Genomic DNA, 11,727 nt, shown 5'->3' with positions numbered 1-11,727 from the left:
TCATGAAAATAGCGCCACTTCGGCAATTCGAATGGAACCACTTTGAGCCACGACTGGATTGCGGACTACCTCTCCGCCCGGCTGCGCCGAGCGCCAGGCGAGCCGCTGTCACGCCAGCTCTATCGCCAGTTGCGGGAGTTGATCAGCCAGCGCCGCCTGAACGGCGGCACCCCCTTGCCCGCTAGCCGCGCGCTGGCCCTAACGCTTCGCCTGGGCCGCAACACGGTGCTTGCCGCCTATGATCAGTTGACGGCGGAAGGCTATGTCGAAAGCCGCCATGGCTCCGGCACCTATGTCAGCGACGCCTTCTCCCGGCAAGCCAGCCCAAGCGAACCCGTCAGCGCTCTCCCGCGCGGGCTGTCGCGGCGGGGACAGGCTTTGGCCCAAGCCAGCCGCCTGCCGGCCGGCAAGCTAGGCGCCTTCGTCCCCGGCCTGCCCGAACTAGAACAATTTCCATATCGGCAATGGCAACACTGCCTGGCCAAGCGGCAGCGGCATCCGCCGCTGGAGTGGCTGCGCTACCAGCAACAGGGCGGGCTGCCCGAATTGCGCTGGACATTAAGCCAATACCTGCGGCTCAGTCGATCCGTGCAATGCGAGCCGGAACAGATCGTGATCGCCTCCGGCGCGCAACAGGCCCTCTCATTGCTGGCGCAATTGCTGGCCGAGCCAGGCGACGTCGCCTGGCTGGAGGAGCCCGGCTATGTCGGCGCGCAAGCGGCGATGCAAGCCTCCGGCCTGCGTTGCGTCGGCATCGCCGTCGATCAGGACGGACTCAGAGTCGATGCCGAAGCCGATCCGCCCCGCCTCATCTACGTCACGCCGGCCCACCAGTACCCAACCGGCGCAGTCATGAGCCTGCCGCGCCGGCTAGCGTTGCTGGAACACGCCCGCCGCCACGACAGCTGGATCATTGAAGACGATTACGACGGCGAGTTCTGCTACGCGTCGGCCCCGCTCGCCGCCCTGCAAAGCCTGGATCAGGAACGGCGCGTGATCTATGTCGGAACCTTCAGCAAAGTGATGTATCCCGCGCTGAAGCTGGCGTATCTGGTATTACCGCCGGAGCTGGTCGATCCCTACCGGCGCTGCCAAGCCAGGCTGCAGGGCGAAGGCCACTACGCCGTGCAAGCCGCCGTCGCCGACTTCATCGAGCAAGGCCACTTCGCTCGCCACATCCGCCAGATGCGGACATTGTACCGCCGCCGCCAACAACTGCTGCGGCATGCCTGCGCGCAGACTCTAGGCGACTCGCTGCCGCTGCGCGGCGGAGACGCCGGCATGCACCTGCTGGCGACGCTGCCCGAAGGCTTCGACGAATGGGCATTGCAGGCCGCCGCCGCCGAGCGGCAGCTATGGCTGCGCCCACTGGCCAGGCACTATCTCGGGCAACCATCCGGCAACGGCCTGGTATTGGGCTATGCCGGCATCGCCGACCACGCCATCGCCCCAGCCGTGAGACAATTGGCCGGTCTGCTGGAAACGAGGCTGAAATGAAGAAACCGACTCTGCTGGTCAGCGCCTGCCTGCTTGGGCAACCGGTCCGTTACGATGGCCGCGCCAAACCGGTCGACAGCCCCCACTGGCAAGCGCTACGCGAGCGCTTCGAACTGTTGCCAGCCTGCCCGGAATGCCTGGGCGGCCTGCCCACGCCGCGCGCGCCCGCCGAGATTGCGGGCGGCGATGGCGGCAGCGTGCTGCGGGGCGAGGCCATGGTGAAAACCGAAGCAGGAGAGGATGTCAGCGCCGCCTTTGCCGCCGGCGCGCAAATCATGCGGCAAACCGCGCAGCGCCATGGCTGCGAGCATGCTCTGCTGAAAGCCAACAGCCCGTCCTGCGGCAATCGCCGCATTTACGACGGAAACTTCACCTCCACCTTGCGCGAAGGCGACGGCGTCGCCGCCAGTCTGCTGCGACAGCATGGCATCCAGGTGTGGAATGAAGAAGAAATCGCATCGCTGCTGCAAGCGATGGAAACGCCGCCGCGCTAATCGCGCGGCGGCGGGTAGACCCGCGTTACGCAGTCAGGAACTCCAGCCGGCCGCCGTTCAAGTGGTACATAGTGCCCACAATCTTGATGCGCCCTTCCCCCTCCAGCTTGGCCAGCACATTGCTGCGCGCCACTGCGTCGACACAGTCCGGATTCTTGCTGCGGCGCTCGCCTTCGTAGCGAGTCAGACCTACCGCCGACCGTATCCGCGCCAACAGGCCGGTCAGATTTCCCATTTCGATCTGATCTATCGCGCCCTTGACCGCGCCGCACGCCGTCGAGGGGATGAAACGTTCACTCCCCGAACGAGAACGAAGCGGCCCCGGCTCAATGAGCCGGGGCCGCAAAGCACAAAGCCCAGCTCGATAGAGCTGGGCTTGTGTATGAGGCGTCTGGCGGTGTCCTACTTTCACATGGCGAATGCCACACTATCATCGGCGCTAAGATGTTTCACGGTCCTGTTCGGGATGGGAAGGCGTGGGACCATCTCGCTATGGCCACCAGACATAAACTGGCACAAACTGAAAGAAGCCTGAATCAGAGCTTGTCTCTGATCCTGAATATTCGGTATCTGATCGTGTCGCACACACTCTATCTTCGTCACTTAGTTCTCTAAGTCACTCAAATGATAGGATCAAGCCTCACGAGCAATTAGTATCGGTTAGCTTCACGCCTCACAGCGCTTCCACACCCGACCTATCAACGTCCTGGTCTCGAACGACTCTTCAGGGAGGTCAAGCCTCCAGGGAAGTCTCATCTTCAGGCAAGTTTCCCGCTTAGATGCTTTCAGCGGTTATCTCTTCCGAACTTAGCTACCCGGCAATGCGACTGGCGTCACAACCGGTACACCAGAGGTTCGTCCACTCCGGTCCTCTCGTACTAGGAGCAGCCCCCGTCAAACTTCCAACGCCCACTGCAGATAGGGACCAAACTGTCTCACGACGTTTTGAACCCAGCTCACGTACCACTTTAAATGGCGAACAGCCATACCCTTGGGACCGGCTACAGCCCCAGGATGTGATGAGCCGACATCGAGGTGCCAAACACCGCCGTCGATGTGAACTCTTGGGCGGTATCAGCCTGTTATCCCCGGAGTACCTTTTATCCGTTGAGCGATGGCCCTTCCATTCAGAACCACCGGATCACTATGTCCTGCTTTCGCACCTGCTCGACTTGTCGGTCTCGCAGTTAAGCTACCTTTTGCCATTGCACTATCAGCACGATTTCCGACCGTACCTAGGTAACCTTCGAACTCCTCCGTTACACTTTGGGAGGAGACCGCCCCAGTCAAACTGCCTACCATGCACTGTCCCCAATCCGGATCACGGACCAAGGTTAGAACCTCAAACACACCAGGGTGGTATTTCAAGGACGGCTCCACCAGAACTAGCGTCCTGGCTTCAAAGCCTCCCACCTATCCTACACAAGTCTGTTCAAAGTCCAATGCAAAGCTACAGTAAAGGTTCACGGGGTCTTTCCGTCTAGCAGCGGGGAGATTGCATCTTCACAAACACTTCAACTTCGCTGAGTCTCAGGAGGAGACAGTGTGGCCATCGTTACGCCATTCGTGCGGGTCGGAACTTACCCGACAAGGAATTTCGCTACCTTAGGACCGTTATAGTTACGGCCGCCGTTTACCGGGGCTTCGATCAAGAGCTTGCACCCCATCACTTAACCTTCCGGCACCGGGCAGGCGTCACACCGTATACGTCCACTTTCGTGTTGGCACAGTGCTGTGTTTTTGTTAAACAGTCGCAGCCACCGATTCTCTGCGACCTGTCAAAGCTTCATCCGCAAGGGACTACACCTCAACAGGCATACCTTCTCCCGAAGTTACGGTATCAATTTGCCGAGTTCCTTCTCCTGAGTTCTCTCAAGCGCCTTAGAATTCTCATCCTGCCCACCTGTGTCGGTTTGCGGTACGGTTCTTGTGTAGCTGAAGCTTAGTGGCTTTTCCTGGAAGCGTGGTATCAGTCACTTCAGGTCCGTAGACCCTCGTCATCACTTCTCGGCGTTAAAGAAGAGCGGATTTGCCTACCCTTCACGCCTACCGGCTTAAACAGACTATTCCAACAGTCTGATGACCTAACCTTCTCCGTCCCCACATCGCACTACACAAAAGTACGGGAATTTTAACCCGTTTCCCATCGACTACGCTTTTCAGCCTCGCCTTAGGGGCCGACTCACCCTACGCCGATGAACGTTGCGTAGGAAACCTTGGGCTTTCGGCGAGCGGGCTTTTCACCCGCTTTATCGCTACTCATGTCAGCATTCGCACTTCTGATATCTCCAGCATCCCTTACGAGACACCTTCACAGACCTACAGAACGCTCCCCTACCACGCACAGTAAACTGTGCATCCGCAGCTTCGGTTATCAGTTTGAGCCCCGTTACATCTTCCGCGCAGGACGACTCGACCAGTGAGCTATTACGCTTTCTTTAAATGATGGCTGCTTCTAAGCCAACATCCTGGCTGTCTAGGCCTTCCCACTTCGTTTACCACTTAACTGATCATTTGGGACCTTAGCTGGCGGTCTGGGTTGTTTCCCTCTTGACAATGGACGTTAGCACCCACTGTCTGTCTGCCAAGCTCGCACTTTCCGGTATTCAGAGTTTGCCATGGTTTGGTAAATCGCAATGACCCCCTAGCCATAACAGTGCTTTACCCCCGGAAGTGATACTTGACGCACTACCTAAATAGTTTTCGGGGAGAACCAGCTATCTCCGAGTTTGTTTAGCCTTTCACCCCTATCCACAGCTCATCCCCTAGTTTTGCAACACTAGTGGGTTCGGACCTCCAGTGCGTGTTACCGCACCTTCATCCTGGCCATGGATAGATCACTCGGTTTCGGGTCTACGCCCAGCAACTAAGACGCCCTATTCGGACTCGGTTTCCCTACGCCTCCCCTATTCGGTTAAGCTTGCTACTGAACGTAAGTCGCTGACCCATTATACAAAAGGTACGCAGTCACGGAACAAGTCCGCTCCCACTGTTTGTATGCATCCGGTTTCAGGTTCTATTTCACTCCCCTCCCGGGGTTCTTTTCGCCTTTCCCTCACGGTACTGGTTCACTATCGGTCGATCATGAGTATTTAGCCTTGGAGGATGGTCCCCCCATCTTCAGACAGGATTTCTCGTGTCCCGCCCTACTTGTCGACTGCCTAGTTCTTGCGATGCGTTTTCGTGTACGGGGCTATCACCCACTATGGCGGTCCTTTCCATGAACCTTCCACTAACGCAACTCATAACACAGTCAGGCTGTTCCGCGTTCGCTCGCCACTACTTACGGAATCTCGGTTGATTTCTTTTCCTTCAGCTACTTAGATGTTTCAGTTCGCTGAGTTCGCCTCCTCTGACCTATGGATTCAGTCAGGGATCTCCTTGCGGAGGGGTTTCCCCATTCGGACATCGCGGGATCAAAGCTCTATTGCCAGCTCCCCCGCGCTTTTCGCAGGCTTACACGTCCTTCATCGCCTATGATCGCCAAGGCATCCACCAGATGCACTTAGTCGCTTGACCCTATCATTTCAGTAACCTAAATTACCGCAACAACAGAGAGTGTTTGTGCGACGACTGCACCGCCCCTTTTGATATGGCGACGCAGCCTTAGATACAATCAAATACCCAAGATGACGATTCATTCAACATGCAGAATTAACTCCATGTCGTTTGTCTCGCCGTCTTTATATATTCGGCTTCTTCAGTTTGTTAAAGATCGGGCGTTTATACAACGCAAACAGAATCCAACTCTTCCGAATTCGATTTTGTTTGCGATGGTGGAGGATGACGGGATCGAACCGACGACCCCCTGCTTGCAAAGCAGGTGCTCTCCCAACTGAGCTAATCCCCCTCTTTTTGGGTGATGCTGCGTTGCTCAGTCGCTCATGTGCATAAGCACATGCCGCTCCTTCGCGCCTTGCCTGACCCAAAAAATACTGGTGGGTCTGGTAGGACTCGAACCTACGACCCCTGCGTTATCAACACAGTGCTCTAACCAGCTGAGCTACAAACCCAGTAGTCGTTTGATACCACATCCTTTTCGATCAAAATCCAGCAGATCCAGGCGAAAGCTGACGACGTGTACATCGAGTACACGAGGAAGCTTTCAACGCAGAGCTGCGCCGATTTTCATCGAAAATGCCCTTAACTTGAATAACCGATAGGCTGTAAGTACTTGGCAATCGCCATTCTCTAGAAAGGAGGTGATCCAGCCGCAGGTTCCCCTACGGCTACCTTGTTACGACTTCACCCCAGTCATGAATCCCACCGTGGTAAGCGGCCTCCTTACGGTTAGCCTACCCACTTCTGGTGAAACTCACTCCCATGGTGTGACGGGCGGTGTGTACAAGACCCGGGAACGTATTCACCGCAGCATGCTGATCTGCGATTACTAGCGATTCCGACTTCACGCACTCGAGTTGCAGAGTGCGATCCGGACTACGATCGGTTTTCTGAGATTAGCTCCACCTCGCGGCTTGGCAACCCTCTGTACCGACCATTGTATGACGTGTGAAGCCCTGCTCATAAGGGCCATGAGGACTTGACGTCATCCCCACCTTCCTCCGGTTTGTCACCGGCAGTCTCATTAGAGTGCCCAACTTAATGATGGCAACTAATGACAAGGGTTGCGCTCGTTGCGGGACTTAACCCAACATCTCACGACACGAGCTGACGACAGCCATGCAGCACCTGTGTTACGGCTCCCTTTCGGGCACCAAGATATCTCTACCAAGTTCCGTACATGTCAAGAGCAGGTAAGGTTTTTCGCGTTGCATCGAATTAATCCACATCATCCACCGCTTGTGCGGGTCCCCGTCAATTCCTTTGAGTTTTAACCTTGCGGCCGTACTCCCCAGGCGGTCAACTTCACGCGTTAGCTACGCTACCAAGGATTCAAACCCCCAACAGCTAGTTGACATCGTTTAGGGCGTGGACTACCAGGGTATCTAATCCTGTTTGCTCCCCACGCTTTCGTGCATGAGCGTCAGTGTCATCCCAGGGGGCTGCCTTCGCCATCGGTATTCCTCCACATCTCTACGCATTTCACTGCTACACGTGGAATTCTACCCCCCTCTGACGCACTCTAGTCGTGCAGTCTCCAATGCCGTTCCCAGGTTGAGCCCGGGGCTTTCACATCAGACTTGCACAACCGCCTGCGCACGCTTTACGCCCAGTAATTCCGATTAACGCTTGCACCCTACGTATTACCGCGGCTGCTGGCACGTAGTTAGCCGGTGCTTATTCTTCAGGTACTGTCATCCCCGCCAGGTATTAACCAGCGGGATTTCCTCCCTGACAAAAGTCCTTTACAACCCGAAGGCCTTCTTCAGACACGCGGCATGGCTGGATCAGGCTTGCGCCCATTGTCCAAAATTCCCCACTGCTGCCTCCCGTAGGAGTCTGGGCCGTGTCTCAGTCCCAGTGTGGCGGATCATCCTCTCAGACCCGCTACTGATCGTCGCCTTGGTGGGCTCTTACCCCACCAACTAGCTAATCAGACATCGGCTGCTCGTATAACGCGAGGTCTTTCGATCCCCCGCTTTCCCCCTCAGGGCGTATGCGGTATTAATCCGGCTTTCGCCGAGCTATCCCCCATTACACGGTACATTCCGATGCATTACTCACCCGTTCGCCACTCGCCACCAGGAGCAAGCTCCCGTGCTGCCGTTCGACTTGCATGTGTAAAGCATGCCGCCAGCGTTCAATCTGAGCCAGGATCAAACTCTTCAGTTCAATCTCAAGCAAATTTTCTGGCACGCAAGTTCAAAGAAATAAACAAGTATCTCTTGTCTCTTGCAGTGCAAGTGTCGGCTTTCGCCAAGCACTTACACCTATCGGTTATTCGTTCTGTTAAAGAGCAGTGCCTTCGCTGCTTTCGTCACACCGGAGAACCGTTTCGTTTCCGCTGTTTCGTTCGCTGCGTCAGCTGAGGAGGCGAACTATACGCCCGCCCCCCGAACCCGTCAACACCTATCTGCAAAATAATTGAAAAAATCTGGTCATAATAGGGTAACCGGTTGATAACAATAGAAGCGGCCTGCTCGGACAGACTGGCCGTTAGCTCTAGCCTGCGCGACTTCGCGCATGGATAATCGGCGCTCCCTCTTCTTTTGCAGCATCACACGTGAACCACAAGACCTGGATCTTCGACCTCGACGACACGCTCCACCACGCCAGCGGCGGCATCTTCGACCATATCAACAAGTTGATGACCGAATACATGATGCGGCATCTCGGCGTGGAGGAGGCAGAAGCCTGCGTGCTGCGCTCGCGTTACTGGGCGCAATACGGCGCCACCATGCATGGCCTGTCCACCCATCACGGCATCGACCCGCAGCAGTTCCTGATCGAAACCCATCCGGTGGAAGTGCTGGAACAGTGGCTGCAGTTCGAAGACAGATTGGCGGAAAGCCTGAGCGCGCTCCCCGGCCGCAAGATCATCTTATCCAACGGACCTCGGCATTACGTCGAGGGCATTTTGCAGCGAATGCGGATACAGCATCATTTCGAGTCGGTATATGGCGTGGAGCAGCTCAACTATGTGCCCAAGCCCCATCTGGATGCCTTCCATACCGTGCTGGCCAAAGAAGGCCTGCGGCCTGAGCGCTGCATCATGGTGGAAGACTCCCTGCCCAATCTGCTGACCGCCAAGGAACTGGGCATGACCACGATCTGGGTCAGCCGCGAGCCGCGCAAACCGGCGCACGTCGACCACCGCGTCGAGAAGATCAGCCAGTTGCTGCGCCTGCATCTGGATTAGGCCAGCGCACATATATAGAAAAAGGCCGGGTAGCTTCCCGGCCTTTTTCTGGATAACGCGAATCCGCTTACTTCAACTTGATCTCGGACCACACCTTGTTCAGCTCGCGACGGTCCTTGGCGTTCAGATCGTGCAGTTGCTGGAGACGCGGCAAGTCGGTAGTCGTCGGGAAGATCGCCGGAATCTTGGTCAGTTCGGTCTTGACGAACTTGCCCGCGGCGGCATTGGGGTTGCCGTTGCCCATCTCGTTGGTCAGGCCGGCGGCGTTCTTGCCGTCCAGCATGAAGTTAATGAACTTGTAGGCTAGGTCCTTGCGCGGCGCGTCCTTCAGCACCACGAAATTGTCCAGCGACAGCGTGTTGCCTTCTTTCTGCAGGCTGAAGTTCAGCGCGAAAGCGCGCTTGGCCTTCTTGGCGTCCTGCTGCGCCTGGAACATATCGTTGGAGTAGCCGAAGGCGACATAGATGTTGCCGACGGTCAGTTCCTTGATATAGGACTGGTTGTTGAAGGCGGCCCAGTACGGCTTGGCCTTCAGAATCACATCGCGCGCGGCTTTCCAGTCGGCCGGATTGGTGGAGTTGGCCGGCTTGCCCAGATACATCAGCGCGGCGGCGATCAACTCGCGCTGGGAATCCAGCACAGTGACCTTGCCCTTGATCTTGGACAGCAGCGCCGGATCGAAGATCAGCGCCCAAGTATTGACCTTGCCTTCCAGCCCCAGCTGCTTCAGCTTGGTCTCGTTGTAGCCGATCAGCGTGGTGGTGAACGCGTACGGCGCGGAATACTTGTTGCCCTTGTCGAAGAAGCTGTTCAAATAGCCCGGATTCAGGTTCTTGAAGTTAGGCAGCTGCGCCTTGTCCAGCGGCTGGGCTTTGCCTTGCTTGATCAGCGCGTCGACGGCGAAGCCGGTCGGCACCACGATGTCGTAGCCCTTGGCGCCGGCGGCCAGCTTGGCCAGCAGCTCTTCGTTGTCGCCGTAATAATCCTGCACCAGCTTGCACTTGCAATAGGCCTCGAAACTCTTGGCCGCGCTCTCGGACAGGTAGTTGTTCCAGTTGTACAGATGCAGCTCTTCGGCGGCGAACGCCTGGGTGGAGGCCGCCAGCGCCAGCAGCGCGAGGATCTTCTTCATTTCGTTTCCTTTGTATTGCACAGCTTGGTGGTACTACGAGTTAACCGGGAGACACCCCCTCGCGTCGCCCGGGTGAGGCGGCGACGGCAAGGTATTATGCTGCAACGCAAAACGCCTTGCCGCCGGGTCGGCCTTTCGGCCTGGCGGGCAAACCCGCCCGTTTCAACTGTTGGCGCGCAGCGCGCTCGGCGAAACCTTGGTGGCGATCACGATCAGCGCTAGCGTCAGCAGCATCAATAAAGAAGACACCGCGTTCACTTCCGGCGTCACCGCGATCTTGATCATCGAATAGATCTCCAGCGGCAGCATGCTGGCGCCGGCGCCGGCGGTGAAGAAGGTGATCACGAAGTCGTCGATCGACAAGGTGAACGCCATCAGCGCACCGGCGATGATGCCGGGCTTGATCACCGGCAGCGTGATCAGGCGGAAAGCCTGGAACGGCGTGGCGCCCAGATCCCGCGCCGCTTCCACCAGGCTGTCGTCCATGCCCTGCATCCGCGCCCGCACCACGATGGCGACGAAGCCGATGCAGAAGGCGATGTGCGACAGCAGGATGGTGACGAAGCCCAGCTCCAGAATGCCGATCAACTGGTTGACGATGACGAAGAAGATCACCAGCGACACCCCCATCAGCAGTTCGGGGATGGCGATCGGCGTCAGCACCAGGAAAGGCAGCAGCCTGAGCTTGTACTTATGCATCGCGATGCCGGCCAGCGTGCCCAGGATGGTGGCGAAGAAGCTGGCGATGATGCCGATCAACAGCGAATTGCCGGCCGCGGTCAGCATCTTCTCGTTGTGGAACAGCTTCTGGTACCACTTCAGCGTGAAACCCACCCATTCCGCATTCAGGCGCGAATCGTTGAACGAGTACAGCACCACGATGACCAGCGGCAGGTAGAGGAACAGATAGGTCAGACCGGCCGAAGCCCACAGCCACTTCGATGGTTTCTTAGCCACGCGCTTTCCCCTTTCTGGCCACCACGGCCCCCAGCACGGCGATCATCAGCACCCCGCCGGTCAGCATGATGGACAACACGGAGCCGAACGGCCAGTCGCGGGTATCCAGGATTTGCTGCTTGATCAGGTTGCCTATCATGATGGATTCGGTGCCGCCCAAAATGTCCGGGATGGCGAACATGCCCAGCGCCGGAATGAACACCAAGGCCGAGCCGGCGAACACCCCGGGCAGGCTCAGCGGCCAGGTCACGCGCCAGAAGCGCTGCCAGGCGTTGGCGCCCAGATCCTGCGCGGCGTCGAGCAGGGCCATGTCATGCTTTTCCAGATTGGCGTACAGCGGCAACACCATGAACGGCAAATGAACGTACACCAGGCCGACGATCACCGCGAAGGTGGTGAACAGCAAACGCACCGGTTCGAAGCCCAGCGAAGTCAGCACCAGGTTCAGCGCCTTGGTGAACGCCGATTGCGGGCCCAGGATGATCATCCACGCGTAGATGCGGATCAGGAAATTGGACCAGAACGGCAGGATCACCAGCAGCAACAGCAAGTCGCGGTACTTCTTGCCGGAGCGGGCGATCAGCCAGGCCAGCGGGTACGCCATCAGCAGACACACCACAGTGGTGGTCAACGCGTAGCCGGCCGACTTGATGAACAGCTCGATGTACAACGGCTCTTCCACCAGCCGGTGGAAGTTGTCGAGGGTCAAATCCCAGACCATCTTGCCTTCCTCGATGTAGTACATCGGGGCCAGGCCGCCGTAGTCGCCGGGCTGGCGGAACGCGGCCACCAGCATGATCAGAGACGGAATCAGGAAGAACAACACCAAATACAGCAAGGGAGGCCAGGACAGCGCCCACTTGCCGAAACGATCACGCATCGCCATC

At 57.5% G+C, this 11,727-nt stretch carries 7 protein-coding genes, 2 tRNA genes and 3 rRNA genes; 3 read left to right on the top strand and 9 right to left on the bottom strand.

Features of this window, described 5'->3' with window-relative positions:
* Positions 1 to 42: 42 nt before the first annotated feature.
* Complete coding sequence (gene pdxR / locus DK842_RS11090; protein WP_114061491.1) at positions 43 to 1,497, top strand: MocR-like pyridoxine biosynthesis transcription factor PdxR; 1,455 nt, start codon at positions 43 to 45, stop codon at positions 1,495 to 1,497.
* On the top strand, positions 1,494 to 1,991 hold the full coding sequence (locus tag DK842_RS11085) for a DUF523 domain-containing protein (protein ID WP_114061490.1): 498 nt from the start codon (positions 1,494 to 1,496) through the stop codon (positions 1,989 to 1,991). Before pdxR ends, DK842_RS11085 begins: the two co-directional genes overlap by 4 nt.
* 25 nt (positions 1,992 to 2,016) lie before the next feature.
* Here the strand turns inward: DK842_RS11085 and DK842_RS11080 are convergent, their stop codons facing one another.
* From DK842_RS11080 to DK842_RS11055, 6 genes are all read right to left on the bottom strand, one after another.
* Positions 2,017 to 2,226 (bottom strand): carbonic anhydrase, encoded by a 210-nt coding sequence (locus DK842_RS11080; RefSeq protein WP_114061489.1) that lies wholly within the window; start codon positions 2,224 to 2,226, stop codon positions 2,017 to 2,019.
* 154 nt (positions 2,227 to 2,380) lie between these two features.
* Positions 2,381 to 2,495 (bottom strand): 5S ribosomal RNA (rrf, locus tag DK842_RS11075).
* A gap of 125 nt (positions 2,496 to 2,620) precedes the next feature.
* Positions 2,621 to 5,510: ribosomal RNA gene (locus DK842_RS11070) — 23S ribosomal RNA — on the bottom strand.
* A gap of 255 nt (positions 5,511 to 5,765) precedes the next feature.
* Positions 5,766 to 5,841: transfer RNA gene (locus DK842_RS11065), tRNA-Ala, on the bottom strand.
* Positions 5,842 to 5,927: 86 nt separating this feature from the next.
* Positions 5,928 to 6,004: transfer RNA gene (locus DK842_RS11060), tRNA-Ile, on the bottom strand.
* A gap of 182 nt (positions 6,005 to 6,186) precedes the next feature.
* A 16S ribosomal RNA gene (locus tag DK842_RS11055) occupies positions 6,187 to 7,724 on the bottom strand.
* Together the 16S, 23S and 5S rRNA genes with 2 tRNA genes alongside form the textbook arrangement of a ribosomal RNA operon.
* 391 nt (positions 7,725 to 8,115) lie before the next feature.
* Here DK842_RS11055 and DK842_RS11050 point away from each other — a divergent pair.
* On the top strand, positions 8,116 to 8,751 hold the full coding sequence (locus tag DK842_RS11050) for a pyrimidine 5'-nucleotidase (RefSeq protein WP_114061488.1): 636 nt from the start codon (positions 8,116 to 8,118) through the stop codon (positions 8,749 to 8,751).
* Between the two features lie 67 nt (positions 8,752 to 8,818).
* On the opposite strand, the gene DK842_RS11045 is transcribed toward DK842_RS11050, so the two are convergent.
* The 3 genes from DK842_RS11045 to DK842_RS11035 all read right to left on the bottom strand — a co-directional run bounded on the left by DK842_RS11045 (position 8,819) and on the right by DK842_RS11035 (position 11,726).
* Positions 8,819 to 9,883, bottom strand: coding sequence for an ABC transporter substrate-binding protein (locus DK842_RS11045; RefSeq protein WP_114061487.1), 1,065 nt, complete (start codon positions 9,881 to 9,883; stop codon positions 8,819 to 8,821).
* A 162-nt stretch (positions 9,884 to 10,045) separates the two neighbouring features.
* Positions 10,046 to 10,840 carry an ABC transporter permease gene (locus DK842_RS11040; RefSeq protein ID WP_168191877.1) on the bottom strand — a complete coding sequence of 265 codons (795 nt, stop codon included), beginning with the start codon at positions 10,838 to 10,840 and terminating at the stop codon, positions 10,046 to 10,048.
* Positions 10,833 to 11,726 (bottom strand): ABC transporter permease, encoded by an 894-nt coding sequence (locus tag DK842_RS11035; RefSeq protein WP_232538649.1) that lies wholly within the window; start codon positions 11,724 to 11,726, stop codon positions 10,833 to 10,835. The genes DK842_RS11040 and DK842_RS11035 overlap by 8 nt, the downstream gene beginning before the upstream one ends.
* Position 11,727 lies beyond the last annotated feature (1 nt).

The organism is Chromobacterium phragmitis (genome assembly GCF_003325475.1).
GTDB classification, from domain to species: domain Bacteria; phylum Pseudomonadota; class Gammaproteobacteria; order Burkholderiales; family Chromobacteriaceae; genus Chromobacterium; species Chromobacterium phragmitis.
Note: the sequence above shows the minus strand (reverse complement) of the source record. Positions and strands in the feature narration are given on the sequence as shown.

Excerpts from the sequence above, each read along its gene's own strand:
- DK842_RS11080 (WP_114061489.1), bottom strand. The coding sequence starts at position 2,226 with ATGGGAAATCTGACCGGCCTGTTGGCGCGGATACGGTCGGCGGTAGGT.
- DK842_RS11085 (WP_114061490.1), top strand. The coding sequence starts at position 1,494 with ATGAAGAAACCGACTCTGCTGGTCAGCGCCTGCCTGCTTGGGCAACCG.
- DK842_RS11045 (WP_114061487.1), bottom strand. The coding sequence starts at position 9,883 with ATGAAGAAGATCCTCGCGCTGCTGGCGCTGGCGGCCTCCACCCAGGCG.
- DK842_RS11035 (WP_232538649.1), bottom strand. The coding sequence starts at position 11,726 with ATGGCGATGCGTGATCGTTTCGGCAAGTGGGCGCTGTCCTGGCCTCCC.